Source organism: Burkholderia guangdongensis (assembly GCF_013403875.1).
GTDB classification, from domain to species: Bacteria; Pseudomonadota; Gammaproteobacteria; order Burkholderiales; family Burkholderiaceae; genus Burkholderia; species Burkholderia guangdongensis.
In genome coordinates this window covers 52,600-78,581 of sequence record NZ_JACBNX010000014.1, presented here as the reverse complement: position 1 = coordinate 78,581, position 25,982 = coordinate 52,600, and the positions used below count along the sequence as shown (strand labels likewise).

24 protein-coding genes and 1 pseudogene are annotated in these 25,982 nt (G+C 66.8%); 18 read left to right on the top strand and 7 right to left on the bottom strand.

Annotated elements, in window-relative coordinates:
* The first annotated feature begins 7 nt into the window (after positions 1–7).
* A complete protein-coding gene (locus HZI36_RS14765) occupies positions 8–1,291 on the top strand; it encodes a GTP-binding protein (RefSeq protein ID WP_179403452.1) in 1,284 nt (427 codons plus the stop codon).
* A 105-nt stretch (positions 1,292–1,396) separates the two neighbouring features.
* On the opposite strand, the gene HZI36_RS14760 is transcribed toward HZI36_RS14765, so the two are convergent.
* Together HZI36_RS14760 and HZI36_RS14755 are read right to left on the bottom strand one after the other, a co-directional pair.
* On the bottom strand, positions 1,397–1,675 hold the full coding sequence (locus HZI36_RS14760; RefSeq protein ID WP_010100512.1) for an HU family DNA-binding protein: 279 nt from the start codon (positions 1,673–1,675) through the stop codon (positions 1,397–1,399).
* An 18-nt stretch (positions 1,676–1,693) separates the two neighbouring features.
* Entirely contained in the window at positions 1,694–2,065 is a 372-nt protein-coding gene (locus HZI36_RS14755) for a hypothetical protein (RefSeq protein WP_179403390.1), read from the bottom strand.
* Here HZI36_RS14755 and mnmC point away from each other — a divergent pair.
* The 7 genes from mnmC to HZI36_RS14720 all read left to right on the top strand — a co-directional run bounded on the left by mnmC (position 2,064) and on the right by HZI36_RS14720 (position 10,698).
* Positions 2,064–4,088 carry a bifunctional tRNA (5-methylaminomethyl-2-thiouridine)(34)-methyltransferase MnmC2/FAD-dependent 5-carboxymethylaminomethyl-2-thiouridine(34) oxidoreductase MnmC1 gene (gene mnmC / locus HZI36_RS14750; protein WP_179403389.1) on the top strand — a complete coding sequence of 675 codons (2,025 nt, stop codon included), beginning with the start codon at positions 2,064–2,066 and terminating at the stop codon, positions 4,086–4,088. The genes HZI36_RS14755 and mnmC overlap by 2 nt on opposite strands.
* A gap of 662 nt (positions 4,089–4,750) precedes the next feature.
* Positions 4,751–5,965: a cation:proton antiporter gene (locus HZI36_RS14745; RefSeq protein ID WP_179403388.1), complete on the top strand. Its 1,215-nt coding sequence runs from the start codon at positions 4,751–4,753 to the stop codon at positions 5,963–5,965.
* A gap of 45 nt (positions 5,966–6,010) precedes the next feature.
* Complete coding sequence (locus tag HZI36_RS14740; protein WP_179403387.1) at positions 6,011–7,126, top strand: YbdK family carboxylate-amine ligase; 1,116 nt, start codon at positions 6,011–6,013, stop codon at positions 7,124–7,126.
* Positions 7,127–7,612: 486 nt separating this feature from the next.
* Positions 7,613–8,260, top strand: a complete 648-nt coding sequence (locus tag HZI36_RS14735) for a MarR family winged helix-turn-helix transcriptional regulator (RefSeq protein WP_179403386.1) — start codon at positions 7,613–7,615, stop codon at positions 8,258–8,260.
* Positions 8,261–8,288: 28 nt separating this feature from the next.
* Positions 8,289–8,996 (top strand): glutamine amidotransferase, encoded by a 708-nt coding sequence (locus tag HZI36_RS14730; protein WP_179403385.1) that lies wholly within the window; start codon positions 8,289–8,291, stop codon positions 8,994–8,996.
* Positions 8,997–9,009: 13 nt separating this feature from the next.
* Positions 9,010–10,122 (top strand): NADH:flavin oxidoreductase/NADH oxidase, encoded by a 1,113-nt coding sequence (locus HZI36_RS14725; protein WP_179403384.1) that lies wholly within the window; start codon positions 9,010–9,012, stop codon positions 10,120–10,122.
* Between the two features lie 87 nt (positions 10,123–10,209).
* A complete protein-coding gene (locus tag HZI36_RS14720; RefSeq protein ID WP_179403383.1) occupies positions 10,210–10,698 on the top strand; it encodes an SET domain-containing protein in 489 nt (162 codons plus the stop codon).
* Between the two features lie 67 nt (positions 10,699–10,765).
* On the opposite strand, the gene HZI36_RS14715 is transcribed toward HZI36_RS14720, so the two are convergent.
* Together HZI36_RS14715 and HZI36_RS14710 are read right to left on the bottom strand one after the other, a co-directional pair.
* Positions 10,766–12,268: a sensor histidine kinase gene (locus HZI36_RS14715; protein ID WP_179403382.1), complete on the bottom strand. Its 1,503-nt coding sequence runs from the start codon at positions 12,266–12,268 to the stop codon at positions 10,766–10,768.
* Positions 12,269–12,368: 100 nt separating this feature from the next.
* Positions 12,369–13,061 (bottom strand): response regulator, encoded by a 693-nt coding sequence (locus tag HZI36_RS14710; RefSeq protein ID WP_038709385.1) that lies wholly within the window; start codon positions 13,059–13,061, stop codon positions 12,369–12,371.
* Positions 13,062–13,183: 122 nt separating this feature from the next.
* Between HZI36_RS14710 and HZI36_RS14705 the strand changes: the two genes are divergently transcribed.
* Entirely contained in the window at positions 13,184–13,414 is a 231-nt protein-coding gene (locus tag HZI36_RS14705; RefSeq protein ID WP_179403381.1) for a DUF3717 domain-containing protein, read from the top strand.
* An 81-nt stretch (positions 13,415–13,495) separates the two neighbouring features.
* Here the strand turns inward: HZI36_RS14705 and HZI36_RS14700 are convergent.
* Positions 13,496–13,810 (bottom strand): annotated as a pseudogene (locus tag HZI36_RS14700) (4a-hydroxytetrahydrobiopterin dehydratase); the annotation flags it as partial.
* Positions 13,811–13,946: 136 nt separating this feature from the next.
* On the opposite strand from HZI36_RS14700, the gene HZI36_RS14695 reads away from it, so the two are divergent.
* The gene (locus HZI36_RS14695) at positions 13,947–14,432 is read left to right on the top strand and encodes an Lrp/AsnC family transcriptional regulator (RefSeq protein WP_179403379.1); all 486 of its coding nucleotides are present in this window, start codon (positions 13,947–13,949) and stop codon (positions 14,430–14,432) included.
* A 94-nt stretch (positions 14,433–14,526) separates the two neighbouring features.
* Here HZI36_RS14695 and HZI36_RS14690 read toward each other — a convergent pair whose 3' ends face one another.
* Both HZI36_RS14690 and HZI36_RS14685 read right to left on the bottom strand, forming a co-directional pair.
* Positions 14,527–15,054 (bottom strand): class IV adenylate cyclase, encoded by a 528-nt coding sequence (locus tag HZI36_RS14690; protein WP_179403378.1) that lies wholly within the window; start codon positions 15,052–15,054, stop codon positions 14,527–14,529.
* A 155-nt stretch (positions 15,055–15,209) separates the two neighbouring features.
* Positions 15,210–16,109, bottom strand: a complete 900-nt coding sequence (locus HZI36_RS14685) for a LysR family transcriptional regulator (RefSeq protein WP_179403377.1) — start codon at positions 16,107–16,109, stop codon at positions 15,210–15,212.
* Positions 16,110–16,364: 255 nt separating this feature from the next.
* On the opposite strand from HZI36_RS14685, the gene HZI36_RS14680 reads away from it, so the two are divergent.
* From HZI36_RS14680 to HZI36_RS14645, 8 genes are all read left to right on the top strand, one after another.
* Entirely contained in the window at positions 16,365–18,074 is a 1,710-nt protein-coding gene (locus HZI36_RS14680; RefSeq protein ID WP_179403376.1) for a GMC family oxidoreductase N-terminal domain-containing protein, read from the top strand.
* Between the two features lie 429 nt (positions 18,075–18,503).
* Positions 18,504–19,283 carry an ABC transporter ATP-binding protein gene (locus HZI36_RS14675; RefSeq protein WP_179403375.1) on the top strand — a complete coding sequence of 260 codons (780 nt, stop codon included), beginning with the start codon at positions 18,504–18,506 and terminating at the stop codon, positions 19,281–19,283.
* The gene (locus tag HZI36_RS14670; RefSeq protein WP_179403374.1) at positions 19,280–20,035 is read left to right on the top strand and encodes an ABC transporter ATP-binding protein; all 756 of its coding nucleotides are present in this window, start codon (positions 19,280–19,282) and stop codon (positions 20,033–20,035) included. Before HZI36_RS14675 ends, HZI36_RS14670 begins: the two co-directional genes overlap by 4 nt.
* Positions 20,036–20,116: 81 nt before the next feature.
* Entirely contained in the window at positions 20,117–21,316 is a 1,200-nt protein-coding gene (locus HZI36_RS14665) for an ABC transporter substrate-binding protein (RefSeq protein WP_179403373.1), read from the top strand.
* Between the two features lie 136 nt (positions 21,317–21,452).
* A complete protein-coding gene (locus HZI36_RS14660) occupies positions 21,453–22,337 on the top strand; it encodes a branched-chain amino acid ABC transporter permease (RefSeq protein WP_179403372.1) in 885 nt (294 codons plus the stop codon).
* Positions 22,337–23,317, top strand: a complete 981-nt coding sequence (locus HZI36_RS14655) for a branched-chain amino acid ABC transporter permease (protein WP_179403371.1) — start codon at positions 22,337–22,339, stop codon at positions 23,315–23,317. Before HZI36_RS14660 ends, HZI36_RS14655 begins: the two co-directional genes overlap by 1 nt.
* A gap of 442 nt (positions 23,318–23,759) precedes the next feature.
* Complete coding sequence (locus tag HZI36_RS14650; RefSeq protein ID WP_179403370.1) at positions 23,760–24,920, top strand: ABC transporter substrate-binding protein; 1,161 nt, start codon at positions 23,760–23,762, stop codon at positions 24,918–24,920.
* Positions 24,921–24,924: 4 nt separating this feature from the next.
* A complete protein-coding gene (locus HZI36_RS14645) occupies positions 24,925–25,980 on the top strand; it encodes a branched-chain amino acid ABC transporter permease (protein ID WP_179403369.1) in 1,056 nt (351 codons plus the stop codon).
* Positions 25,981–25,982 lie beyond the last annotated feature (2 nt).

Sequence of the window (25,982 nt, the reverse complement as noted above, 5' to 3'; positions counted from 1 at the left end):
TTCGTCGATGCATACCGCAATGAACCAGCCGTTGCCCGTTACCGTGCTGTCCGGCTTTCTCGGCGCCGGCAAGACCACGCTGCTCAATCACATCCTCGCGAACCGCGCGGGCCTGAAGGTCGCCGTGATCGTCAACGATCTCGCGTCGGTCAACATCGACGCGGCGCTCGTGCGCGACGCGTCCGCGCTGTCGCACGTCGAGGAGCGCCTGGTCGAGATGTCGAACGGCTGCATCTGCTGCACGCTGCGCGACGACCTGCTCGTCGAGATCCGCCGGCTCGCCGATGAAGGCCGTTTCGACGCGATCCTGATCGAATCGACCGGCATCGCGGAGCCGATGCCGATCGCCGAAACCTTCACGTTCGTCGACGACGACGGCACGTCGCTCGCCGAGCTCGCGCGGCTCGACACGCTCGTGACCGTCGTCGACGCATTCAATTTCCTGCGCGATTACGGCTGCGACGACGCACTCGCGGCGCGCGGAATCGCGGCGACCGAAGACGACGACCGCACGCTCGTCGAGCTGCTGATCGAACAGATCGAGTTCTGCGACGTGCTGGTGATCAACAAGGCGGACCTCGTCGACGCCGACGCGCTCGCGCGGCTGCAGCGGATCCTCGCGCGGCTGAATCCGCGCGCGCAGCAGGTCGTCGCGACGTTCGGCAACGTGCCGCTCGCCGACGTGCTGAACACGCACCGCTTCGATTTCGACGATGCGTCGAACGCGCCCGGCTGGCTCGCGTCGCTCGACGAAGCGCACGAGCACGATCACGTGCACGGCGAAGCGGACGAATACGGAATCGGCAATTTCGTCTATCGCGCGCGCCGGCCGTTCCATCCGGCGCGGCTCTGGACGCTGCTGCACGAAGCGTGGGCCGGCGTGCTGCGCAGCAAGGGATTCTTCTGGCTCGCGACACGCAACGACGTCGCCGGCTCGCTGTCGCAGGCGGGCGGCGTGTGCCGGCATGGGCCCGCGGGCCTCTGGTGGGCCGCGCAAGATCGCGGCGAATGGCCGCAGGATGACGAGCTGCTCGCCGACATTCGTGCTGAATGGCACGGCGATCTCGACGACCGGTCGATCGGCGACCGGCGTCAGGAACTGGTGCTGATCGGCATCGGGCTCGACGCGGCGGCGTGGCGCGCGAAGTTCGACGCGTGCCTGCTGACCGATGCCGAATATGCGCTCGGCGAAGCGGGATGGGTGGCGTTCGACGATCCGTTTCCGGCCTGGGATATCGATGGGGAAGGGGATGCGGAAGACGGCGATGCGCAGATCGTGCATCACTCTTAACAACCGTTAAATCTTGTAAGGCCCGCGCGCGTGTGGTGAAAAAACCGCATGCGCATAAGAAAAAACCCGCTCGACAGCGGGTTTTTTCTTGAACAGGCGCGGGATTCAGCGCTTGTTGACCGCGTCCTTGAACGCCTTGCCGGCCGTGAACTTGACGGTTTTGGCTGCCGGGATCTTGATGGTTTCGCCGGTCTTCGGGTTGCGGCCCGTGCGCGCCGCGCGCTTGCCCGAACCGAAGCTGCCGAAGCCGATCAGCTGAACCGAGTCACCCTTCGACACAGACTTCTTGATGACCTCGAGCAGCGTGTCCAGCGTTTCGCCGGTTTGAGCCTTGCTGGCGCCCGTCTGGGCGGCGACGGCATCGATCAGTTCCTGTTTGTTCATTAAGGTTCCTTTTTCAGGTTAGGTTGAAACGAACAGCGCGGACGCGCCGATTATACGTGCGCGAAACGGGCCGTCGATAGCTGTCCGCGACGGCACCGCGCAACATCCTGGCCTGCGCGGCGCACCGCCCGGCGTGCCCTGCGGCCGCCCCGCGATGCGGCGCTTGCTATGATAGCGCAGCGCAAACCCAATAACGACAAGGGTTTCAAAGATTTTCATCGGTATTTCGCCGAATGAATCACTGATCGACAATTTTTGACATACGGCTGCCGGGCAGGATGCGCATCCGGATCGGACCTCGCGCGCCGTCGTTGGTTTTTGCCAACGGCCGGCCGGGCCGCATCCGGCAAACCCTTGCCGGGCCTGGCCGCCACGCTTTTTGTTTCGCATGCCAGACAGACTCGTTCCCGCCACGCTCGCGTTCCGCGACGATGGCACGCTCGTATCTCCCGCTTACGGCGACATCTATCACAGCGCCGCGGGCGCACTCGCGCAGGCGAATCATGTCTTCGTCGGCGGCAACCGTCTGCCCCGGCGCTGGCAGGGCAAACGCACGTTTACGATCGTCGAAACCGGTTTCGGCACCGGCTGCAACTTCCTCGCGACCTGGGCCGCGTGGCGCGACGATCCCGCGCGCTGCGAGCGGCTCCACTTCGTGTCGGTCGAAAAGCATCCGTTCACGCGCGACGACCTGCGCACCGCCGCGTCCCATATCGTTGCGAACGCAACTATTAAGGCAGACGTGGGCTTGTTCACCGGCGGGCACATCGACGCGCTCGTCGACGCGTGGCCGATGCTCGTGCCCGGGCTGCATCGACTCGAATTCGACGAAGGGCGCGTCGTGCTCACGCTCGTATTCGGCGACGCGCTCGCGATGCTGCCGAAGCTCGCGCTGCGTGCCGATGCGTTCTATCTCGACGGCTTCGCGCCATCGAAGAACGCGGACCTCTGGTCGGTCGACGTGTTTCGCGCGCTCGCCAAACTCGCCGACGACGACGCGACGTTCGCGACGTATTCGAGTTCGAGCGTCGTGAAGCACGCGCTCGACGAATCAGGTTTCGCATACCGAAAGATCGATGGCTTCGCGGGCAAGCGCGCGATGCTCGTTGGCGAATTCGCGCCGCGCTGGCGCATCCGCCGCCACGAGCCGCCGCGCGCGCTCGCGGCCGCCGCGATGGCAACACGCAGCGCGATCGTGATCGGCGCGGGCCTCGCGGGCTGCGCGGTCGTCGAGCGGCTCGCCGCGCGCGGCTGGCACGTGACGCTGATCGAGCGCCGCGACCGCATCGCCGCCGAAGCGTCCGGCAATCCGGCCGGCGTGTTCCATCCGCTGATGACGCGCGACGACGGCGTCGCGAGCCGGCTCACGCGCGCGGGCTTTCTGCACGCGCTCGCACGCTGGCGCGCGCTCGAACGCGCGGGCCATGCGTTCGGCCGCAGCACGCACGGGCTGCTTCATCTCGCGGAATCGGACGACGACTTCGCGAGGATGCGTTCGGCGTTCGAAGCGCTCGGCGTGCCGCCCGACTATGCGCGTCTGCTCATCGTCGACGACGTCTGCGCGTATTTAGGCCGAGATCTCGGCCTCGCCGCAACGCAGGGCGGGCTGCTGTTTCCGCAAGGCGGAGCGGTGCGGCCCGCGGCGCTGTCGGCCGCGCAATGCGCGGCGGCCGGTGAGCGCCTGACGTGCGTGACCGGCACCACGGTCGCGCGACTCGAACGCGTCGGCGAACGCTGGCGCGCGCTCGATGCCGACGGCCGCGCGATCGCCGAAGCCGACGCGGTCGTGCTCGCGAATGCGGGCGATGCGATGCGGCTCGCCGGCCAGCGCTACATCGCGCTGCAACCCGTGCGCGGGCAGTTGACGGTGTTGCCGAGTGTCAGCGCGGGCAGAGTGGCCCCGCTCGCGTGCCCGGTGATCGGCGACGGCTATGCGGTACCGCTGGACGACGGCACGCTGCTCATCGGCGCGACGTTCGAACCCGACGACGTCGATCCCGCGCTGCGGCCGGCGGGCCACGACGAGAACCTGATGCGCGTCGCGCGTCTGCTGCCCGGGCTGATCACCGATATCCCCGACGCGGATCGCCTGACGGGCCGCGTCGCGTTCCGCTGGGTCACGAACGATCGTCTGCCGATGATCGGCGCGCTCGCCGACGAAGCGCAGACGCTCTCTCGCGCGAAAGCGTTCACCGGTGCGAAGTCACGCGACCTGCCGCGCACCGCCGGCCTTTACGGCGCGTTCGGCTACGGTTCGCGCGGCCTCGTGTGGGCCGCGCTCGGCGCCGAGCTGATCGCGTCGCAACTCGAAGGCGAGCCGTGGCCACTCGAGCGCGAGCTTGCCGACGCGATCGATCCCGCCCGCTTCCTGATCCGCGCGCTGCGCGCGGGCCGGGTGAGCACCCCCGACTGATCCTGCTCACCCGAGCACCACAGCGCCCGGTGCGGTTATCCATCCGGCGCTGTGGATAACCGCGTGGAATCCATGCGAATTCCGTGTGCAAGCACAGTGGACGCATTCTGTGTAACTCGTCACAGCTGTGAAACGGCCCGAAAGTTGCTCAACGAAACCTGCTGTGCCCGCACAGTCTGTGCAACGGGTTATGGATTCGGTAACGCGTTGATCCTGTGACGTAAACGACGGTTATCCACAGCACAGCGCGGGCCTTGTTAACTTCTACTACGTATACATACAGTAAACCATTGAATCAAAAGGCCATCCGGCGTGGCCGCCGGCATTTCGTCCGATCGATCCGTTGCCCTTTCGTGAACCTGTGGCACAATCGGTCTCCTTCGCGTCTGTCCGGCACCTCGCCAGACAGGCATCAACGGAACGGTCCGGGCGATTTCGAATCTGAATCTTCGAGGTTGCGCAGTCCGTTCACACACCACGCCGACAATCAGAGATCGGCAAGCCTGAACGACATCACCGCCAGGCGGCGGAGCAGGCAGTTCCCATGCCCTGCAGTCGTACACAACAATCAAATTCGGGGCGACACTCGGCTGGCGCGCACGTAAACCTTCATCCTTGACTCCGCGTCGCTGATGGTTGCTTCCAAAGGAGAAGTCATCACGATGATGTCAGCGTTCTCATTCCTGCCCAATTGGCCGCTCGTGCCGGATGCGGTGTTCTGGGCCGGGCTCACGCTGTTCGCCGCGGGCCTGTGCGGCGAGCTTTGCTACCGCGCGTGGCGCCTGCCGCGGATCACCGGCTACGCGGTGATCGGCCTCGTCGCGGGCTCGCTCGGTTTCGGCGTGATCGACGCGCGAACCAACGAAACGTCGCGGCTGCTGATCGACGTCGCGGTCGGTCTGCTGCTGTTCGAGCTCGGCAGCCGGCTCGACCTGCGCTGGATCCGCCGCAATCCGTGGCTCGTCGCGTCGAGCCTCGCCGAAGCGACACTGACGTTCGTGCTCGTGCTGTTCGTGCAGCTCGCGCTCGGCGTGTCGGGGATGGTCGCGCTCGTGCTGTCGGCGATCGCGATCGCGACGTCGCCCGCGATGGTGATCCAGCTGAAGACCGAGCTGCGCGCGGAAGGGCAGGTGTCGCAGCGGCTCATCACGCTGACCGCGCTGAACAGCGTGTACGCGATCGTGCTGACGAAGCTCGTGACGACCTGGCTGCATCAGGCGACGTACGGCAACGTGTTCGCGACGATCCTTCAGCCGGTCTACCTGCTCGTCGGCTCGCTGATCGCCGCGTACGTGTTCGCGCGCGCGTGCATTTACCTGTCTCGCCACGTCACCGCGACGATGCGCGACGAGCATTCGTTCGTCGCGCTGTTCGGCCTCGTGATGCTCGCGATCGCGGTCGCGCAGGTGCTGAAGCTGTCGACGCTGCTGACGCTGCTGATCGCCGGCATCATCGTGAAGAACCTCGAGGCGCGTCCGCAGCTGTGGCCCGAGCATTTCGGCACCGCGGGCTGGCTGCTGACCGTGATCCTGTTCGTGCTGACGCTGACGTCGTTCACGTGGGGAGACCTGGCGATGGGCGGCGTGTTCGCGATCGCGCTGATCGTCACGCGGCTCGTCGCGAAGCTCGGTGGCGTGATGATGTTCGCGAAGCCGAGCGGGATCGGCACGAAGCAGGGCGTCGCGCTCGGCATCGCGCTGTCGCCGATGTCGGCGCTCGCGTATCTGCTCGTCGACGACACCTATCGCTCGTATCCGCAATTCGATCCGCACCTGCGCGCGATCGTGATGTGCGCGATCGTCGTGCTGCAGCTCGTCGGCCCGTTCCTCGTCTACCGCTGCCTGTCGGCCGTCGGCGAGCGCAGCGACAGCAACTGACCGGCGCGGCGCCGCGCGCCGCGTCCCGCTACCCTGGAAACTGTCATGTCACTCGAAACCTTCGTCAATTCCGAGCCGTTCACGTTCGGCGTCGAGCTGGAAATCCAGGTCGTCAACACACACAACTACGATCTGACGAAAGCCGCGTCGGACCTGATGCGGCTGATTCAGGGCGAAACCTTTCCGGGCAACATCACGCCGGAAATCACCGAAAGCATGATCGAGCTGTCGACCGGCATTTGCCATACGCACGAGCAGGCGCTCGGCGAGCTGCAGACGATCCGCAACGTGCTCGTGAAGGCTGCCGACCAGCTGAACGTCGGGCTCTGCGGCGGCGGCACGCACGCGTTCCAGCAATGGAGCGACCGCCAGATCTACGACGCGCCGCGCTTCCAGTACATCTCCGAGCTGTACGGCTATCTCGCGAAGCAGTTCACCGTGTTCGGCCAGCACGTGCACATCGGCTGCCCGGACCCGGACAGCGCGCTGTTCCTGCTGCACTCGATGTCGCGCTTCATTCCGCATTTCATCGCGCTGTCGGCGTCGTCGCCGTACGTGCAGAACGTCGACACCGGCTTTCATTCGGCGCGGCTCAATTCGGTGTTCGCGTTTCCGCTGTCGGGCCGCGCGCCGTTCGTGCTGACGTGGAACGGCTTCGAGGAATACTTCATGAAGATGGTGAACACCGGCGTCGTGAACTCGATGAAGGATTTCTACTGGGACATCCGGCCGAAGCCCGGCTACGGGACGATCGAGGTGCGCGTGATGGATACGCCGCTGTCGGTCGATCGCGCGGCCGCGATCGCGTGCTACATCCAGACGCTCGCGCGCTACCTGCTGACCGACCGGCCGCTGAAGCTATCCGAGGACGACTACCTCGTCTACACGTTCAACCGCTTCGAGGCGTGCCGCTTCGGGCTCGAGGGCACCTGCGTGAATCCGCAGACGGGCGAGCGGCGCACGATCGCGGAAGACATCCTCGACACGCTCGACCGGATCGCGCCGCATGCGGACGCGCTCGGCTCGCGCGCGGCGCTCGACGAGATCGGCGCGCTCGCGAAAGCGCGGGTGAACGACGCGTCGTGGTTGCGAACCGTTTTCAAGCAGGAAAAATCACTGAACGAAACGGTTCGGCAGCAGTGCCTGCGCTGGCGCGGCTGAAAAAATATTTTTCGCCGAATGCATCAATCGCCCGGAATTCAGGTCGGCTCCGGGTTGACGTATACGTTCGTAATAATCGTTGGCAATGGCCGCCGGGTTCTGTGGATAACCCGAAATTTCGTTGTGAAGTCAATGAGATGCAACGCGGATAACAGCGGGATAACGGTGGGATAGCGGCGTGGATTACGCGCCGTGGCGCGCCCGTGCGCGGGATGAAAAAATTTCGTCAGACATGCGAATCGGGTTGTCGAGAATACGCGCACAGCCGATCCCTGTGGTTATTCAGTCGATATCCACAGATTTTCGTGGATAACTTAGCTGTGCGATTTTCCGCTCTCGCTTAGAATGTCGGCTTTGCGGCCGCTGCGTGTGCCTCGTTGTCGGCTGCGTCCGGCGCGCCCGCGAAGGTGCGCTTGTTTCGAGATGGAAATTCGATCTCCCCACGAAAGCCGCTCTGGTGAGAGGGGGCGGCAAAGCGAAAAGACTATGAGTGACGGCGTTTACGGGAATCAGGCTTCGGGGCGTGCAACCCACAGCCTGCTGCGATTGAGTACGGCCATGCGGAGCCAGGCCTGGGATTGGGCGGAAGGCGCGCAACTGACGCCGACGCAGGGCGAGATCCTGGTGCTGCTGCTGCAGCGCAAGGGGCCGATGCGGCTCGGCGAGATCGCGCGAGAGACGCAGCTCACCGCTGCGACGACGAGCGATGCGGTCAGCACGCTCGAGACCAAGGGGCTCGTCGAGAAGCGGCGCGCGCTCGACGACGGCCGTGCGCTCGCGGTGCGCCTGAGCGCACGCGGCCGTACCGCCGCGAAGAAGGCGCTGCAGTGGCCATCGTTCCTGACGAAGGCGATCGGCCTGCTCGGCGCGGACGAGCAGGGCGCGCTCTATCGCGCGTTGCTGAAGACGCTGCGCGAACTGCAGGCGGCGGGTGCGATGCCGGCCCAGCGGATGTGCCTGACCTGCGCGCATTTCCAGCCGACGAAGGCATCGAAGAAGGCCGCGACCGTGCATCGTTGCGCCGCGCTCGATCTGCCGCTCGCGGACAGCGATCTGCGCCTCGATTGCTCGGTACACGAAGAAGCCGATCCGGCCACGCAAAAGAAGACCTGGAAGATTTTCGCGCAGGCGTAAGGTTCGTCGTTCGATCGGGAGGCCGATGATGAACGCTGAAGTCGTGGCGATTCGCCATGTGCATTTCGAGGATCTCGGCAATTTCGAGCAGGTGCTCGGCGAACGTGGGCGCCGCGTGCGCTACGTCGACGTCGGCGCGTCGCGGATCGAAGCGCTCGATGCGCTGAAGCCGGCACTGCTCGTCGTGCTCGGCGGACCGGTCAGCGTCTACGACGACCGGTATCCGACGAACGCGTCGATCGCGACGCTCGTCGAACGCCGCATCGACGCGGGCCTGCCGATCCTCGGCATCTGCCTCGGCGCGCAGTTCATCGCACAGGCGCTCGGGGCCCGCGTGTATCCGGCCGCGAGCAAGGAGCTCGGCTGGTCGCCGCTCACGCTGACCGACGCCGGCCGTGCGTCGCCGCTGCGTCATCTCGACGGCGCGGCGACGTCGATGCTGCACTGGCACGGCGATACGTTCGACCTGCCCGGCGGCGCGATCCATCTCGCGTCGACGCCAGCGTGCCGCAATCAGGCGTTCGCGTGGGGGCAGCACGTGCTCGCGCTGCAATGCCATCCGGAAATTCGCGCGGACCGTTTCGAACCCTGGCTGATCGGCCATGCGGGCGAGATCGCCGGGATGCCGGGCGCCGATGCGCGGCAACTGCGCGACGACACGCAGCGCCACGGCTCCGCGCTGGAGGCGGCCGCGCACCGGATGTTCGGCGAGTGGCTCGACAGCGTCGGACTCTGAAAAGGCGGTTTCCATGACTGCACTGTTTGCTCCGCTCACGCTGCGTGGCGTGACGCTTCCGAACCGTATCGTCGTCTCCCCGATGTGCCAGTACTCGGCGGAGCGCGGCGAGGCGACCGACTGGCACATGATCCATCTCGGCCACCTCGCGCTGTCGGGCGCGGGCCTGCTCTGCATCGAAGCGACGGCCGTCGAGCCGGACGGCCGCATTACGCCCGGCGATCTGGGCTTGTGGGACGACGTCACCGAAGCCGCGCTCGCGCCGGTGCTGAACGCGATCCGCCGGCATTCGCCGATTCCCGTCGCGATGCAGCTCGCGCACGCGGGGCGCAAGGCGTCGAGCCGTGTGCCGTGGGAAGGCGGCCAGCAGATCGCGGTCGCCGACGGCGGCTGGCTCGCGCATGGCCCTTCGGCGTTGCCGCACAAAGACGGCGAGCTGCCGCCGCTCGCGCTCGATACGCCCGGGATGAACCGGATCCGCCGCGCGTTCGAGGCCGCCGCGAAACGCGCGGCGCGGCTCGGTATCGACGCGCTCGAGGTTCACGCGGCGCACGGCTATCTGCTGCATCAGTTCCTGTCGCCGATCGCGAACCAGCGCGGCGACGAGTACGGCGGCTCGCGCGAGAACCGGATGCGCTTTCCGCTCGAGATCGTCGAGATCGTGCGCGCGGCGTTTCCTGCCGATCGGCCGGTCGGCGTGCGCGTGTCCGCGACGGACTGGGTCGACGGCGGCTGGGAGCTCGACGACACGGTCGCGTTCGCGCACGAACTGAAGCGGCGCGGCTGCGACTGGATCGACGTGTCGTCGGGTGGTGTGTCGCCGCTGCAGAAGATTCCGCTGTCGCCCGGCTATCAGGTGCCGTTCGCGCAGGCGGTGCGCCGCGCGGTCGGGATGACGACGTTCGCGGTCGGCCTGATCACCGATCCCGCGCACGCGAACCGGCTGGTCGAGAGCGGCGACGCCGACTGCATCGCGATGGCGCGCGCGATGCTCTACGATCCGCGCTGGCCGTGGCACGCGGCCGCGCAGCTCGGCGCGCAGGTGACGGCGCCGCCGCAATACTGGCGCTCGCAGCCGCGCGAGCAGAAGGCGCTGTTCGGCGACATCTCGTTCGGGCAGCGCTGAGGCGGCGCTGAGCGCGATGTTGAACGTTGCAATCTCGAACGTGTAGGATTCGGGAGGATTTCCAGTCGTCTTCAAAGGATTCGTTCGATGAGCTTACGCAGGATCGCGGTGCGCCGCTCCGGAGTGCATGGCAGGGGCGTGTTCGCCGTCGCGCCGATCAAGGCCGGCGAGCGCGTCGTGGAGTACAAGGGCGAGCGTATTTCGTGGAAGGAAGCGCTGCGTCGCCATCCGCACGATCCGGAACAGCCGAATCACACGTTCTATTTCGCGCTCGACGAGGGCGGCGTGATCGACGGCAAGGTCGACGGCAACAGCGCTCGCTGGATCAACCATTCGTGCGCGCCGAACTGCGAGGCCGAGGAAGTCGAAGGGCGCGTGTTCATCCATGCGCTGCGCGACATCGAGGCCGACGAAGAGCTGTTCTACGACTACGGCCTCGTGATCGACGAGCGTCTCACGAAGAAGCTCAAGCGCGAGTACGCGTGCCACTGCGGCGCGGATGCCTGCCGCGGCACGATGCTCGCGACGCCCGACGAGCCGAAGAAGAAAAAGAAGAAGGACAAGAAGAAAAAGTGAGCGCGGCGGCGGATGCCGCCGCCTTGCCTCAGTAAGCCGGATCCCTGAGCCCGATTCGTGAGTCGGATCAGTGAGTCGGCGCGGCCGTCGGCGCCTCGTCGGCCGTCTGCGCGTTCGCCGGCTTCGCGACGAGCGGCACGCGCACGACGAACCGCGAGCCGCCGCCCTGCGTATCCTCGTACGACACGGTGCCGCCGTGCATCACGATGATGTCGTGCACGATCGCGAGGCCGAGGCCCGCGCCCGTCTCGACGCCAGCGCCGTTCTGCGCGTCGCCCCGGAAGAACCGCTTGAACAGATCCGCCTGCTGGTTCGCCGGCACGCCCGGGCCGTTGTCCTCGACGATGATCTCGGCGGCCGGCACGCCCGACGCCAGCGTCACGCGCGACACGTCCACCGTGATCCGCGCGCCGTCGGGCCGCGCGAGCGGCACGTATTTCAGCGCATTGTCGAGCAGGTTCGCGATCACCTCGCGCAGCAGCACCGGATTGCCGCGCACGACGAGTGAAGGATCGTCCGACGACGGGTCGTCGCCCGGTTTGTCGCCGCGCTGAAAACCGAGGTCGACGCGCGCCGCGAGCGCGCGCGGCACCCATTCGGCGCCGGTCTCGAACGCGAGCGTCGCGAGATCGACGTCGACGAAACGCGCGGCCTGCTCGCCGGGCTCCGCGCGCGCGAGCGACAGCAGCTGGTTCGACAGCCGCACCGCGCGATCGGCGGCCGCGCGCAGCTCGTGCACCGCGGTGAGCGTCTGCTGCGGGTCGCGCGCGACGGCTGCCTGCTCCGCGTGCAGCTTCACCGCGGTCAGTGGCGTGCGCAACTGATGCGCGGCATCGGCGATGAACTTGCGCTGCGCATCGAGCGCCGTCTTCAGCCGGCCGAGCAGCGCGTTCATCGCGCTCGTCAGCGGCCGGATCTCGAGCGGCACGTTCGTTTCGTCGACGGGCTCGAGCGACATGTGGGTCTGCCGGTTCAGCGAATCGGCGAGATGGCTGAGCGGGCCGAGCTGCTGGTTGACCGCGCGCCAGACGATTCCCCAGCCCGCCAGCAGCAGCAGCAGCAGCGGCATCATGATCGCGACGAGGAATTCGGCCGCGATCCGGTAGCGGTGCCGCACCGGCTGCGCGACCTCGACGAGCATCGCCTTGCCATCGTCCGCGTCTTCGACGCGCACCTGCGCGACGCGGACCGCGTTGCCGTCGAGCTCCGCCTCGAACACGAACGTGTGCCGTGTGCGCCGCACGTTGGTGCCGCGCAGCGGGAGCAGCGGTTCGCCGGCGAGTTCGTGCTCGCCGTCGGTGATCCGGTAGATCAGCTGGTCGGACGGATCGGAGAACATCGCCTTCGCGAGCGGCGGCACCGTGAACGGCGCGTCGGGGCCGGCCAGCTGGATCTGTTTCGAGATCGCGGTTGCGAGGTCGACGAGCGAACGGTCGATCACGTGCTGCGTGTACTGCCACGCGAGCCAGTACGCGATGAGGCCGCTCATCAGCGCCAGCATCGACAGCGGCGCGGCGAGGCGCCGCAGCAGCGAGCGGCGCAGGCTGGTCACGGCCGGATCAGTGGGCATCGCGCAAGGGTGAGGAATGGGCGCCGCTCAGACGGGCGGCGCGTTTTCGGGCGGGCGGGCCGATCGGATGGGGCAATCGCGCGGCCCGCGCCCGGCAACGTCAGACGCTCGCGGTCTGGCGGATTTCCTGCAGCAGATAGCCGAAGCCGCGCACGGTGACGATCTCGACCCGGCACTGCTCGAGTTTCTTGCGCACGCGGTGCACGTAGACTTCGATCGCGGTGTCGCCGAGATCGCCGCCGAAGTGCGTCAGGTGGTCCTGCAGCTGCGCCTTGCTGACGACGCGGCCGTGACGCAGCAGCAGCATTTCGAGCACCGCGAACTCGCGCGGCGACAGCTCGAGCGGCTTGTCGTCGTTGAAGATCCGGCGGTCGACGCCCGACAGTCGGACGCCGCCGAGCGACACCTCCGGACGCGGCATGTCGCTGTGCGGGCCGCTGCGGCGCATCACCGCGCGGATCCGCGCTTCGAGCTCGGCCGGCTCGAACGGCTTCAGCATGTAGTCGTCGGCGCCGGAATTCAGGCCCTGGACGCGGTCGTTCAGCTCGTCGCGCGCGGTCAGCACGATCACCGGCGTGTGACGGTTGGTCTGGCGGAAGCGCGTGAGCAGCGTCATCCCGTCGATGCCCGGCAGGCCGAGATCGAGGATCACGAGCTCGTGGCGGTTTTGCGCGAGCGCCTGCTCGGCGAAAATGCCGTCGTGCACCATGTCGACGGTGAAGCCAGCCTGCTCAAGGCTGCTTTGAATGCCGCGTGCGATCGGGCGGTCGTCTTCGATCAGAAGGAGTCGCATGAGGTTCGCTCAAGTACAATGGGTTGGCGGTTCAGGCACGCGGACAACACGGGGCCGTTTCCACAGGAGCGCCGCGAAGCCAGACGTGGGGCAAGGCGGCCAGCGAACGATTACCACTCATCATGTCCGATATTTCGATACACGACCTCGAAGCCGCGATCAATTTCTGGCGCGCCCGCTCGCCGTCCAGCGGCGACGAACTCAAACTCTGCGAAGAGGCCAGCGCGCTCTGCAAGCCGTATGCGCTGCTGATTGTACAGCGCCAAAGCGCCATAAGACTGGAAGGTTTGGACCCCAACGCAAGGAAAGCGTGGGAGGCTTACGTCCGTCTTAAGGAAGGCTTGGAAAGCTGAAGGCTTTCGCTTCGTTCATCCTAGGAAACGTTCAGCCAAATGAAAAGTTGACACGCCGCTTTCGAGCGGCGCGTCGGGTCTTTACATCGGCTTCGCGTGCGCGGCGGCCTCGTCGATGAACAGCGCGAGCGCAATGTCGCGCTCGGTCAGGCCGCCGGCGTCGTGCGTCGACAGCGTCACGTCGACGCGGCTGTAGACGTTGAACCATTCCGGATGGTGGTCCATTTCCTGCGCCTTGATCGCGACGCGCGTCATGAAGCCGAACGCCTCGTTGAAATCGGCGAAGCGCAGGCTGCGCTGGATCGCGTCGCGGCCCGGTACGGCCGACCAGTGCGGCAGGCGCTCGAGCTGGACCTTGCGTTCTTCCGATGTGAGCTTGTGGATCATCGTGCACCTCGTTCTGTAACGGCGGGCAGCGCCGCGCCGGCACCCCTCATTCTTTCATACTTGGCGGATCGCGTCCGTGAACCGCTCTCCGCGCGGGTGATGCGATAATCTCGCATCAAAACGTCATTTCATGCGGGAAAAAATCATGCTGGAACTCGATCACTTCGATCTGGCGCTGCTGGACGTGCTGCAGCGCTCCGGCCGCGCGACGCATCAGCAACTCGGCGACGAGGTGCCGCTGTCGCCGTCGCAGATCGGCCGGCGGCTGCAGCGGCTCGAGGCGGCCGGCGTGATCGAGGGCTATCGCGTGACGCTGCGGCCCGAGAAGCTCGGGCTCGGCGTGACCGCGTTCACGAGCCTGAAGCTCAAGCATCACGGCGATTCGATCATCGAGCAGTTCCAGCAGCAGATCGACATGCTGCCCGAGGTGCTCGAATGCCATGCGGTGGTCGGCGACGCCGATTATCTGCTGCGGATCGTCGCGCCGGACCTGAACGCGCTGTCGCAGTTCGTGATGAAGAAGCTGATGCGCGTGCCGGGCGTCGACAGCGTGCGCTCGAACATCGTGCTGACGACGTTCAAGCGCAACGGGCCGCTGCCGCTCGCGCATCTCGCGCCGGGCGCCGCTTGATGTGAGATGCGTGCAGTTCGATGTGAAATGCACGCCATTCGACGTTCGACGTGCGGCGCGCGCCGCGGCGGCGGCGGGCGCGTCAGGCGCGGGCTCACGCCGGCACGTCGGCCTCGTTCAGCAGATCGACATACGCGAGCGCGACCAGATCGTCGTGCGGCACGCCGAGCTTCGCGAACAGGTCGTGCGCTTCGGCTTCGCCGGCCGCTTCGTCGTCGTCCGGCGCGAGCACGACCTCGAGCTCGATGAAGTCGCCGAGGCCGTCGACGCGGTCGAGGTGAATCCGCGTGCGGCCCGCCAGATAGACGTGCCGCTCCTTCGTCACGATCCCGCGCGTCGTCAGCGCGGTCGCGAGCAGCGAATGCATCGCGTCCGGGTTCGTGACCGGGCTGCGCGTGTAGTACGACGCCTTCGGGCCGTCGCGGTCGTCGCGCTGGTAGAAGATCAGCTCGGCCGGCGTGCCGTCGTCGAACTGGCGCAGCTTCAGCCGGCCGCGCGGCACGTCGTAGAAGAAGTCCTGCTGGCGGTAGATCAGCGGCGCGTCGGTCGCGAGCGCCGCCGCGCGGGCGCGGAGCTGGTCGAACGCGCGGGCGCGGGCCTTGATTTCGATGTTGCGGGCCATGCGGTCTCCTGGGTCGGTCGGATGGAACGGCAAACGCTCAATCTAACAAAAACGCCGCGACGACGACGTGACGCAGAATGTCGCGGGACCATCAGCGACGCTCATATCGCCGCGCACCGTGATGCGCGCCGTGAAGCACATCGTGAAGCACACCGTCAGGCGCGCCACTGCTCGCCGATCAGCCGCAGCGCGGCCGCGATCGCCGGCTCGTCGCGCCGCTCGGCGAGCGTCACGAACGTGAGCTCGGTCGGCACCGTCACCCGCTCGACGATCGTCAGCGCATGCGCGTGCGCCTCCGCGAGCGCGGTCGAATCGCGCGCGAGCGACAGCCCGATTCCCGATTTGACGAGATCGAGCATCGACTGCTCCTGGTCGACCTCGGCGACCTTCACCGGCTGCGCGTGCGCGTCGGCGAAGCGGCGCGACAGCAGCCGGTGGTGCGCGGATTCGCGCGGCGTCCAGATCCACGGCAGCGCGGCGAGCGCGCGCCAGTCCTGCGCACGCTGCACGCGTGCCTGCCAGCCGGCCGGCGCGAGCACGCGGTATTCGAAGCGGGTGAGCGTGACCGTGTGGAACAGCGCACCGTCGCGCGGATCGTCGTCGCCCGGCCGGCCGATGTAGTAGCCGGCGTCCAGCGTGCCCGCGCGCACCTGGTCGAGCACCCAGCCCGACATCCCGTGGCGCAGCGCGGTTCCGATCTGCGGATGGGTCTCGACGAGCGCGCGCAGAAAGCCACCGAGGCGCAGGAAGCCGGGATCGAGGATCGTGCCGATCCGCAGCCGCCCGCGCACCTCGTGGCGCAGCGCGGCGGCTGCGCGCTCGACGTCCGCCGCGGCCGCGAGCGCGCGCTCCGCGTGCGGCAGCAGCGTCTGGCCGTCGCGCGTCAGCGCGAGCCCGCGTGACGTGCGCGCGAACAGCGCGACGCCGAGCGCCTCCTGCAGATGCTTGATTCGCAGGCTGACAGCCGGCTGCGTCAGATGGAGCTGCGCGGCGGCGCGCGTCAGGTTGCCTTCGCGGGCGACGGTCGCGAACGCGCGGAGCAGGGTCAGATCCATGTGGACGTATAAGATATGAGTGTTGCTTATAACGCGGTTCAGCATAACTCATTGGATCGGCGTTCACGCAGCGGGTACGCTTGTCCGAAAGCACGGCACTATGCTGAAAACAACGGACGCTCGGTGACGATCGGGCGCACGACTTGGCGGTTTGGTGTGGGACCGGAACGGGCGCCGACGCGCGCGCCGGTCGACCGCGAAGCATGGGACCAGAGTAAGCGCTAAAGCGCCAACTCTGGTCGACAGGAGACGACGGTGAAAACTGAACGGGCGCCCGAGGGCGAATTCGATTACGTGATCGTCGGCGCGGGCACCGCGGGCTGCGTGCTCGCGAACCGTCTGAGCGAAGATCCGGACGTGCGCGTGCTGCTGCTCGAAGCCGGCGGCCAGGACGACTATCACTGGATTCATATTCCGGTCGGCTATCTGTATTGCATCGGCAATCCGCGCACCGACTGGCTGTACAAGACGCAGCCCGAAGCGGCGCTGAACGGCCGCGCGCTGTCGTATCCGCGCGGGCGCGTGCTCGGCGGCTCGTCGTCGATCAACGGAATGATCTACATGCGCGGCCAGCGCGAGGACTATGACGGCTGGGCGCAGGCGACCGGCGACGCCGGCTGGTCGTGGAACAGCGTGCTGCCGATCTTCCGGCGCAGCGAGGACCATCACGCGGGCGAAAGCGAAGCGCACGGCGCCGGCGGCTACTGGCGCGTCGAGAAGCAGCGGCTGAGCTGGGAGATCCTCGACGCGTTCGCGCGCGCCGCGCAGGAGAACGGCATCGCATCGACCGACGACTTCAATCGCGGCGACAACAGCGGCGTCGGCTACTTCGAGGTCAACCAGAAGCGCGGCGTGCGCTGGAACGCGTCGAAGGCGTTCCTGCGGCCCGCGCTGTCGCGGCCGAATCTCGCGGTCGTCACCGGCGCGCACACGCGCCGCGTGATTGTCGAAGGGCGGCGCGCGACCGGCGTCGAGTATCGGCTCGGCGACTCGGCGCACAATGCGGTGCACATCGCGCGGGCGCGCGCCGAGGTGCTGCTCGCATCCGGCGCGGTCAATTCGCCGCAGCTGCTCGAGCTGTCCGGTATCGGCGACGGCCGGCGGCTCGCCGCGCTCGGCATCGACGTCGTGCACGATCTGCGCGGCGTCGGCGAGAATCTTCAGGACCACCTGCAACTGCGGATGGCGTTTCGCGTCGACGGCGTGCGCACGCTGAACACGCTCGCCGCGCATTGGTGGGGCAAGCTCGCGATTGGCGCCGAATATGCGCTGTTCCGGCGCGGGCCGATGTCGATGGCGCCGTCGCAGCTCGGCGCGTTCGCGAATTCCGATCCGGCGGTCCGGCGCTCCGGCGATCCGGCGCTCGCGCGCCCCGATCTCGAATATCACGTGCAGCCGCTGTCGCTCGACCGCTTCGGCGAGCCGCTGCATCGCTTCAATGCGTTTACCGCGTCGGTCTGCCATCTGCGGCCGACGTCGCGCGGCAGCATCCATGTGACGAGCGCCGATCCGGGTAGCGCGCCCGCGATCGCGCCGAACTATCTGTCGACCGAGCACGATCGCCGCGTCGCTGCGAACGCGCTGCGGCTCACGCGCCGGATCGCGGCCGCGCCCGCGCTCGCGCGCTATCGGCCCGAGGAAATCCTGCCCGGCCCGCGCTATCGCAGCGAAGCGGAGCTCGTCGAAGCGGCGGGCGCGGTCGGCACGACGATCTTCCATCCGGTCGGCACCTGCCGGATGGGGCGCGACGACGATCCGGACGCGGTCGTCGACAGCCGGCTGCGCGTGCGCGGCATCGCGGGGCTGCGCGTCGTCGATGCATCGGTGATGCCGACAATCACGTCGGGCAACACGAATTCGCCGACGCTGATGATCGCGGAGCGCGCGAGCGACATGATCCGCGCGGACCGGCGCGCGGCGCGCGAATCGGGGGCCGTGCGGGCCGACGTCGCGGTGCCGATTTAGCGCGAACCGCCGGCACATGATTATTTCTTTTTAAAAAATATTAACGCGGGACATAGCCCGGATTCCGATCCGCTTTTTGTCGTGATACCGCGCGTTATTGAAATGGATCGGTGACGCGCGCGCGACCGGACGCCCGCCGCGCGCGGGTGCGATACGCGTCGCAATGCCGCGTAAAAATATTTCAAAAGCCTGTTCCGATCCGATTGCCGCGATTACCGATATTGCGGCAGGCCCTATAAGTGCAAATCCCGATGATTGCACTGCACCAACGGCGCGACAATGGTATGCAGTGTGGGGACGCATCGGCGCGGGAGACCACCCCCGATGTGCAACACCGAGCCCGGGGCAGCCCAGACATCCGCTGGCACATTCGCGGCCATTTCTCGCGAGTGCTCCGAGTGCTTCGCCCGACTTCGTACGGAAGGGAACATGATTCTCGGCGACACGATTCTCGAAACACGCGGTCTGACGAAGGAATTCAAGGGCTTCACCGCGGTGAACGGCGTGAACCTGCGCGTGCGGCGCGGCTCGATCCACGCGCTGATCGGCCCGAACGGCGCGGGCAAGACGACCTGCTTCAATCTGCTGACCAAATTCCTGACGCCGACCGCCGGCCAGATCGTCTTCAACGGCATCGACATCACGAGCGAGCGCCCCGCGCAGATCGCGCGCCGCGGCATCATCCGCTCGTTCCAGATCTCCGCGGTGTTCCCGCATCTCACCGCGCTGCAGAACGTGCGCATCGGGCTGCAGCGCTCGCTCGGCACCGGGTTCCATTTCTGGCGCAGCGAGCGGACGCTGAACAAGCTCGACGATCGCGCGATGGATCTGCTCACGCAGGTCGGCCTGACCGATTTCGCGCACGTGCCGACCGTCGAGCTCGCGTACGGCCGCAAGCGCGCGCTCGAGATCGCGACGACGCTCGCGATGGAGCCCGAGCTGATGCTGCTCGACGAGCCGACGCAGGGGATGGGGCACGAGGACGTCGACCGCGTGACCGCGCTGATCAAGAAGGTCGCGAGCGGCCGCACGATCCTGATGGTCGAGCACAACATGAACGTGATCGCGGGCATCTCCGACACGATCACCGTCCTGCAGCGCGGCGAGGTGCTCGCCGAAGGTTCGTATGCGGAGGTATCGAAGAACCCGCTCGTCGTCGAGGCGTACATGGGCAGTGCCGACGCGGCGCTCGCGGGGGCGCACGCATGAATCGCAGCGAACGGGAGGAGCGCGAATTGAGCGGCGTCGAGAGCGGTGCGCCGGCACTGGCGATCACGGGCCTCGAGGCCTGGTACGGGGAATCCCACATTCTTCACGGCGTTGACCTGACCGTGCACCGCGGCGAGGTCGTCACGCTGCTCGGCCGCAACGGCGCGGGCCGCACGACGACGCTGCGCGCGATCATGGGCCTCACCGGCCGGCGCAGCGGCTCGATCAGGATCGGCGAGCGCGAGACGATCGGCCTGCCGACGCACAAGATCGCGCATTACGGCGTCGGCTACTGCCCGGAAGAGCGCGGGATCTTCTCGAGCCTGTCGTGCGAGGAGAACCTGCTGCTGCCGCCGCTGATCGGCCCGCGCGAGCACGCGATGTCGATCGGCGAGATCTACGAACTGTTTCCGAACCTGCAGTCGCGCCGGCAGAGCCAGGGCACGCGGCTCTCCGGCGGCGAGCAGCAGATGCTCGCGGTCGCGCGGATCCTGCGGACCGGCGCGAACCTGCTGCTGCTCGACGAGATCTCCGAGGGTCTCGCGCCGGTGATCGTGCAGACGCTCGCGAGGATGATCGTCACGCTGAAGGCACGCGGCTACACGATCGTGATGGTCGAGCAGAACTTCCGCTTCGCCGCGCCGCTCGCGGACCGGTTCTACGTGATGGAGCACGGCCGCATCGTCGAGCATTTCGGCGCGGCCGAGCTCGAAGGCAAGATGCCGGTGCTGCACGACCTGCTGGGCGTCTGATCCGTTTCACCTTTCACCCGGCCGCTCAGCCGTGGCGGCCCCCGTCGATAACCACAACGCAGTGAACCAGGAGAGACGTCAATGAAAATGAAGACCCTCGCGCATGCCTGTCTCGCGATCGCGGCCGCCGCGTTTACCGCCGGCGCCGCGCATGCCGCGGACTCCGTGAAGATCGGGTTCATCACCGACATGTCAGGGCTTTACGCAGACGCCGACGGCCAGGGCGGCCTCGAGGCGATCAGGATGGCGGTCGCGGACTTCGGCGGCAAGGTGCTCGGCAAACCGATCGACATCATGTACGCGGATCACCAGAACAAGGCCGACATCGCCGCATCGAAGGCGCGCGAATGGATCGACCGCAATGGCCTCGACCTGCTGGTCGGCGGCACGAACTCGGCCACCGCGCTGTCGATGAACCAGGTCGCGGCCGAGAAGAAGCGCGTGTACATCAACATCGGCGCCGGCAGCGACGCGCTGACGAACGAGCAGTGCACGCCGTACACGGTCCACTACGCGTACGACACGGTCGCGCTCGCGCGCGGCACGGGCCTCGCGGTGCTGAAGCAGGGCGGCAAGACGTGGTTCTTCCTGACCGCCGACTACGCGTTCGGCAAGTCGCTCGAGAAGAACACCGCGGACGTCGTGAAGGCGAACGGCGGCCAGGTGCTCGGCGAGGTGCGGCATCCGCTGTCCGCGTCGGACTTCTCGTCGTTCCTGTTGCAGGCGCAAGCATCGAAGGCGCAGATCCTCGGCCTCGCGAATGCGGGCGGCGACACGATCAACGCGATCAAGGCCGCGAAGGAATTCGGGATCACGAAGACGATGAAGCTCGCGGCGTTGCTGATGTTCATCACCGACGTGCACAGCCTCGGGCTCGAGACGACGCAGGGCCTCGTGCTGACGTCGAGCTGGTACTGGGATCAGAACGACGCGTCGCGCAAGTGGGCGCAGCGCTACTTCGACAAGATGAAGAAGATGCCGTCTGACCTGCAGGCGGCCGACTATTCGGCGGTGACGACGTATCTGAAGGCGGTGCAGGCGGCCGGCACGACCGATTCGGACAAGGTGATGGCGCAGCTGAAGAAGACGAAGATCGACGACATGTATTCGAAGGGCTACATCCGCGCGGATGGCACGATGGTCCACAACATGTATCTGATGGAGGTGAAGAAGCCGTCGGAATCGAAGGTGCCGTGGGATTACTTCAAGGTGCTCCAGACGATCCCGGGCGAGCAGGCGTTCACGACGAAGCAGGAGACGCGCTGCGCGCTGTGGAAGTGACGGCGGGGTGACGGCGCGCGCTTTCGGAGCACGCTTTCGGCGCGCGCCGCACCGTGCAGGCGGGCAGGCAGGCACACGGCGCGGCAATCCCGCATGCCGGTTGTGCACGCAACGTTTTTTACTGACGGCGTAATCGATGGAAATCTTCGGCATTCCGTTGCAGGCGATGTTGAGCCAGCTGTTGCTCGGGCTCGTCAACGGCTCGTTCTACGCGATCCTGAGCCTCGGGCTCGCGGTGATCTTCGGGCTGCTCAACGTGATCAACTTCGCGCACGGCGCGCTGTTCATGCTCGGCGCGATGCTCGCGTGGATGGGGCTCGCGTATTTCGGGCTGCCGTACTGGGCGATGCTCGTGCTCGCGCCGCTCGTCGTCGGCGTGTTCGGCGTGCTGATCGAGCGCTCGATGCTGCGCTGGCTGTACAAGCTCGATCACCTGTACGGGCTGCTGCTGACGTTCGGCGTGACGCTCGTGATCGAGGGCGTGTTCCGTTCGGTCTACGGCTCGTCGGGGCAGCCGTACGACGTGCCGTCGCAGCTCGACGGCGCGACCAATCTCGGCTTCATGTTCCTGCCGAACTATCGTGCGTGGGTCGTCGTCGCGTCGCTCGCGGTGTGTCTCGTGACGTGGTTCGTGATCGAGAAGACGCGCCTCGGCGCGTATCTGCGCGCCGGCACCGAGAACCCGAAGCTCGTCGAGGCGTTCGGGGTGAACGTGCCGATGATGATCACGCTCACCTACGGCTTCGGCGTCGCGCTCGCCGCGTTCGCCGGCGTGCTCGCCGCGCCGGTGATCCAGGTGTCGCCGCTGATGGGCCAGCCGATGATCATCACCGTGTTCGCGGTGGTCGTAATCGGCGGGATGGGCTCGATCCTCGGCTCGATCGTCACCGGCCTGATGCTCGGCGTGATCGAGGGTTTCACGCGCGTGTTCTATCCGGAGGCGTCGGCGACGGTCGTGTTCGTGATCATGGCGATCGTGCTGCTGATCCGCCCGGCGGGCCTCTTCGGCAAGGAAAAGTGATGCAGAGAAAAGCGCTCTACGGCCTGCTGCTGGTCGCACTGCTCGTCGGGCCGTTCGCCGGCGTCTACCCGGTGTTCGTGATGAAGGTGCTGAGCTTCGCGCTGTTCGCGGCCGCGTTCAACCTGCTGATCGGCTATACCGGGCTGCTGTCGTTCGGCCATGCGATGTTCCTCGCGACGGCCGGCTACGCGACCGGCTACGCGATGCAGACGCTTGGCGCGACGCCCGAGCTCGGCCTCGTCGCGGGCACCGCGGCGGCGATGCTGCTCGGGCTCGTCGTCGGGCTGCTCGCGATCCGCCGGCAGGGGATCTATTTCTCGATGATCACGCTCGCGTTCGCGCAGATGGTCTACTTCATCTACCTGCAGGCGCCGTTCACGCATGGCGAGGACGGGCTGCAGGGCGTGCCGCGCGGCCGGCTGTTCGGCGTGCTCGATCTGTCGTCGGATCTCACGCTGTACTACGTGGTCGCGGCGATCGTCGTCGCCGCGTGCGTGCTGATCGTGCGGATCGTCCATTCGCCGTTCGGCCAGGTGCTGATCGCGATCAAGGAGAACGAGGCGCGCGCGATCTCGCTCGGCTACGACACCGATCGCTTCAAGCTGCTCGCGTTCGTGCTGTCGGCCGCGCTCGCGGGGCTCGCGGGCTCGCTGAAGGTGCTCGTGCTCGGCTTCGAGACGCTCTCCGATGCGTACTGGACGATGTCGGGCCTCGTGATCCTGATGACGCTCGTCGGCGGGATGGGCACGCTGTTCGGGCCGCTGCTCGGCGCGGCGCTGATCGTCGTGCTCGAGGATCGGCTCGGCGACCTCGGCACGTGGCTCGCGTCGGCCACGGGCATCGGCTGGTTCAATTCGCTCGGCGAATCGACGACGATCGTCACCGGGCTGATCTTCATCGCATGCGTGCTCGCGTTCCGGCGCGGGATCGTCGGCGAGATCGTCGCGCGGTTCAAGCCGCTGCGCGCGTCGTCGTCGTGATGATGCGCGGCACCATCGGCCGGCGCGGGTGCGTGCCGCGCCGCGGTGCGGGCCCGACCCCGGATGGATCGCGGGTTCCCCGTTTTCGTGCGGCGATGCACCATAGGGGTAAATGCTAAGTTGTCGCATGGCGGAAGGTTCTTTATTCTTCGCATCAGTTCTGAAGCACCGCAGATCGAAATTTGCAGGTGGAGAACGAGGAGACAATCGAGGCACTCAGTGCCCGGACCCAAAAGCGCTGTTGGACGGAATCCAACAGCGCTTTTTCTTTTTGCGCGCGCTTTGCGTTCGCCCACGCCTTCTTTCCATTCCCGCCCGCATTGCCCGTTTCTTCACGGGAAAACCAGTCTAGCCTTGATGGCGCACGATTTATTAGATTGATGAACTGGCAGTTTTGCCGGATCAAATGACGAATATTTCGCGCAGCGTCTGGAGACACTTAATGAAGAAGAACATTGGATGGATCGGGGCCGCGCTCGCGGCGACTCTCGCATGCGGCGCCACCTCGGCGTTCGCGCAGGTGAAGATCGGCGTGACGCTGTCGGCGACCGGGCCGGCCGCGTCGCTCGGCATTCCGGAAAAGAATACGATCGCGCTGCTGCCGAAGGAAATCGGTGGCAAGAGCGTCGAGTACATCGTGCTCGACGACGCGTCCGATACGAGCCGCGCGGTGCAGAACGTGCACAAGCTGATCGACGAGAACCACGTCGACGCGATCATCGGCTCGTCGGTCACGCCGAACTCGCTCGCGATGATCGACCCAGTGTCGGCCGGCAAGACGCCGACGATCTCGCTCGCCGCGAGCGCGCAGATCATCTCGCCGATGGATGCGAAGCGCGCGTGGATGTTCAAGACGCCGCAGAACGACCGGCTGATGGCCGACGCGCTTGCCGGCTACATGGCGAAGCACGGCGTGAAGACGGTCGGCTTCATCGGCTTCGCGGACGCGTACGGCGACAGCTGGTACACGGTGTTCAACGCGGCGGCCGCCGCGAACGGAATCAAGGTCGTCACGAACGAGCGCTACAGCCGCACTGACGCGTCGGTGACGGGGCAGGTGCTGAAGACGCTATCCGCGAATCCGGACGCGGTGCTGATCGGCGGCTCCGGCACGCCGGCCGCGCTGCCCGCGAAGGCGCTGAAGGAGCGCGGCTACAAGGGCAAGGTCTACCAGACGCACGGCGTCGCGAACAACGACTTCCTGCGCGTGTGCGGGAAGGACTGCGACGGCGAGATCCTGCCGGCCGGCCCGGTGCTCGTCACCGATCAGCTTCCCGATTCGAACCCGGTGAAGAAGCCGTCGCAGGCGTACAAGGCCGCGTATGAAAAAGCGTATGGCGCGGGCTCGGTGTCGACGTTCGGCGCGCACGCGTGGGACGCGGGGCTGCTGCTGCAACACGCGATTCCCGACGCGCTGAAGAAGGGCCAGCCCGGCACCGAGGCGTTCCGCGACGCGCTGCGCGGCGCGCTCGAGAGCATCAAGGATCTGCCGGTGTCGCAGGGCGTGATGAACATGTCGGCGACCGATCACAACGGCTTCGACACGCGTGCCCGGGTGATGGTGCAGATCGTCGACGGCAAGTGGAAGCTGCAGGCCGAGTGACGCGATGGATCTCTCGATCGCGGCGATCCTCGCGCAAGACGGCATCACGACCGGCGCGATCTACGCGCTGCTGGCACTCGCGCTCGTGCTCGTGTTTTCAGTCACGCGCGTGATCTTCATTCCGCAGGGCGAGTTCGTTGCCTACGGCGCGCTGACGCTCGCCGCGCTGCAGGCGCAGAAGTTTCCGGCGACCTGCTGGCTGCTGTTCGCGATGGGCGTCGCGTGCTTCGTGCTCGAGGTCGGCACGATGGTCCGGCATCGCGAGCGGCGGCGGCAACTCGGCCGTGCGCTCACCACGCTCGGCAGCCGCTATGTGCTGATGCCGCTCGCGCTGCTCGCGATCACGCATCGTGTCGCCGGAGGACCGTTGCCGATGCTCGCACAGATCGCGCTGACACTCGCGATCGTCGTGCCGATGGGGCCGTTCGTCTACCGGCTCGCGTTTCAGCCAGTCGCCGAGGCGACGACGCTGTTGCTGCTGATCGTGTCGGTGGCCGTGCATTTCGCGCTGGTCGGCCTCGGGCTCGTGATGTTCGGCGCGGAAGGGTCGCGGACGAACGCGTTCTCGGACGCGTCGCTGTCGGCCGGCAGCCTGACGATCTCGGTGCAGAGCCTGTGGGTCGTCGGCGCGGCGCTCGCGCTGATCGTCGCGCTCTACCTGTATTTCGGCCGCACGATCGCCGGCAAGGCGCTGCGCGCGACGTCGGTGAACCGGCTCGGCGCGCGGCTCGTCGGCATCGGCACCACGCAGGCGGGCCGCCTCGCGTTCACGCTCGCGGCGGCGCTCGGCGCGCTGTCGGGCGTGCTCGTCGGGCCGCTGACGACGATCTACTACGACTCCGGCTTCCTGATCGGCCTGAAGGGCTTCGTCGGCGCGATCATCGGCGGGCTCGTCAGCTATCCGCTCGCGGCCGCCGGCGCGCTGCTCGTCGGCGTGCTCGAGTCGTATTCGTCGTTCTGGGCGAGCGCGTACAAGGAGGTGATCGTGTTCACGCTGATCATTCCCGTGCTGCTTTGGCGCAGCTTCGCGACGCCGCAGGCCGAAGAGGAAGAGGAGTGACG

Coding starts and splice junctions, on each gene's coding strand:
- HZI36_RS14765 (WP_179403452.1), top strand. CDS start 8: ATGCATACCGCAATGAACCAGCCGTTGCCCGTTACCGTGCTGTCCGGC.
- HZI36_RS14760 (WP_010100512.1), bottom strand. CDS start 1,675: ATGAACAAACAGGAACTGATCGATGCCGTCGCCGCCCAGACGGGCGCC.
- mnmC (WP_179403389.1), top strand. CDS start 2,064: ATGCCAGACAGACTCGTTCCCGCCACGCTCGCGTTCCGCGACGATGGC.
- HZI36_RS14755 (WP_179403390.1), bottom strand. CDS start 2,065: ATGCGAAACAAAAAGCGTGGCGGCCAGGCCCGGCAAGGGTTTGCCGGA.
- HZI36_RS14745 (WP_179403388.1), top strand. CDS start 4,751: ATGATGTCAGCGTTCTCATTCCTGCCCAATTGGCCGCTCGTGCCGGAT.
- HZI36_RS14740 (WP_179403387.1), top strand. CDS start 6,011: ATGTCACTCGAAACCTTCGTCAATTCCGAGCCGTTCACGTTCGGCGTC.
- HZI36_RS14735 (WP_179403386.1), top strand. CDS start 7,613: ATGAGTGACGGCGTTTACGGGAATCAGGCTTCGGGGCGTGCAACCCAC.
- HZI36_RS14730 (WP_179403385.1), top strand. CDS start 8,289: ATGAACGCTGAAGTCGTGGCGATTCGCCATGTGCATTTCGAGGATCTC.
- HZI36_RS14725 (WP_179403384.1), top strand. CDS start 9,010: ATGACTGCACTGTTTGCTCCGCTCACGCTGCGTGGCGTGACGCTTCCG.
- HZI36_RS14720 (WP_179403383.1), top strand. CDS start 10,210: ATGAGCTTACGCAGGATCGCGGTGCGCCGCTCCGGAGTGCATGGCAGG.
- HZI36_RS14715 (WP_179403382.1), bottom strand. CDS start 12,268: ATGCCCACTGATCCGGCCGTGACCAGCCTGCGCCGCTCGCTGCTGCGG.
- HZI36_RS14710 (WP_038709385.1), bottom strand. CDS start 13,061: ATGCGACTCCTTCTGATCGAAGACGACCGCCCGATCGCACGCGGCATT.
- HZI36_RS14705 (WP_179403381.1), top strand. CDS start 13,184: ATGTCCGATATTTCGATACACGACCTCGAAGCCGCGATCAATTTCTGG.
- HZI36_RS14695 (WP_179403379.1), top strand. CDS start 13,947: ATGCTGGAACTCGATCACTTCGATCTGGCGCTGCTGGACGTGCTGCAG.
- HZI36_RS14690 (WP_179403378.1), bottom strand. CDS start 15,054: ATGGCCCGCAACATCGAAATCAAGGCCCGCGCCCGCGCGTTCGACCAG.
- HZI36_RS14685 (WP_179403377.1), bottom strand. CDS start 16,109: ATGGATCTGACCCTGCTCCGCGCGTTCGCGACCGTCGCCCGCGAAGGC.
- HZI36_RS14675 (WP_179403375.1), top strand. CDS start 18,504: ATGATTCTCGGCGACACGATTCTCGAAACACGCGGTCTGACGAAGGAA.
- HZI36_RS14670 (WP_179403374.1), top strand. CDS start 19,280: ATGAATCGCAGCGAACGGGAGGAGCGCGAATTGAGCGGCGTCGAGAGC.
- HZI36_RS14665 (WP_179403373.1), top strand. CDS start 20,117: ATGAAAATGAAGACCCTCGCGCATGCCTGTCTCGCGATCGCGGCCGCC.
- HZI36_RS14660 (WP_179403372.1), top strand. CDS start 21,453: ATGGAAATCTTCGGCATTCCGTTGCAGGCGATGTTGAGCCAGCTGTTG.
- HZI36_RS14655 (WP_179403371.1), top strand. CDS start 22,337: ATGCAGAGAAAAGCGCTCTACGGCCTGCTGCTGGTCGCACTGCTCGTC.
- HZI36_RS14650 (WP_179403370.1), top strand. CDS start 23,760: ATGAAGAAGAACATTGGATGGATCGGGGCCGCGCTCGCGGCGACTCTC.
- HZI36_RS14645 (WP_179403369.1), top strand. CDS start 24,925: ATGGATCTCTCGATCGCGGCGATCCTCGCGCAAGACGGCATCACGACC.